General features: G+C 70.7%; 1 protein-coding gene. It reads right to left on the bottom strand.

The features are described 5' to 3' along the window. Positions 1 to 618: ABC transporter permease (locus HUK84_RS21930; protein WP_176642010.1), on the bottom strand; the 618-nt coding region annotated here is incomplete at both ends.

The raw sequence follows: 618 nt of genomic DNA, 5'->3' as shown, positions 1-618 counted from the left end.
CACCCCCAGCCCCCGCGCGGCGGTCACGAATTCCGCGCGGCGCAGCGCCATCACCCGCCCGCGCACCGGCCGCGCGACATAGGGCACGTAGACCAGCGCGATGATGCAGATGGGAATCAGCACGTTGTCGCTGGCGATCGTCACCGGCCCCAGGCGCAGCCCCTGGCTGACGGTGACGATGGAGAGCGAGATGGCGAACAGATAGACCGGCACCGCCCACATGATGTCCATCAGGCGCGACAGCACCGCATCGACCACCCCGCCGGCATAGCCCGCGACGATGCCCACCGCCGCCGCCAGCCCGATGCACAGCATGGCGGCGCAGAGGGAGATCAGCAGCGAATTGCGTCCGCCATAGAGCAGCCGCGCGGCCACGTCGCGCCCCTGGCTGTCGGCCCCCAGCAGGTCGGCCGACATGCGCCAGGTCGGGCCGATCGGCGACAGGCCCAGATGCAGCGGGTTGTCGTTGGGCTGCATGATGTCGACCTGCCGCCCGTCCAGCAGCAGCGTGCCGGCGACGTTGGAGGTGAACGGATCGGTGTGCGCCAGGTAGCGGGCGTAGAGCGGTGCGGCCAGGCAGGCCAGGCCGATCGCCAGCAGCACCGCCAGCGAGAGCAT

This window comes from Nguyenibacter vanlangensis, assembly GCF_013376155.1.
GTDB lineage: Bacteria > Pseudomonadota > Alphaproteobacteria > Acetobacterales > Acetobacteraceae > Gluconacetobacter > Gluconacetobacter vanlangensis.
Note: the sequence above shows the minus strand (reverse complement) of the source record. Positions and strands in the feature narration are given on the sequence as shown.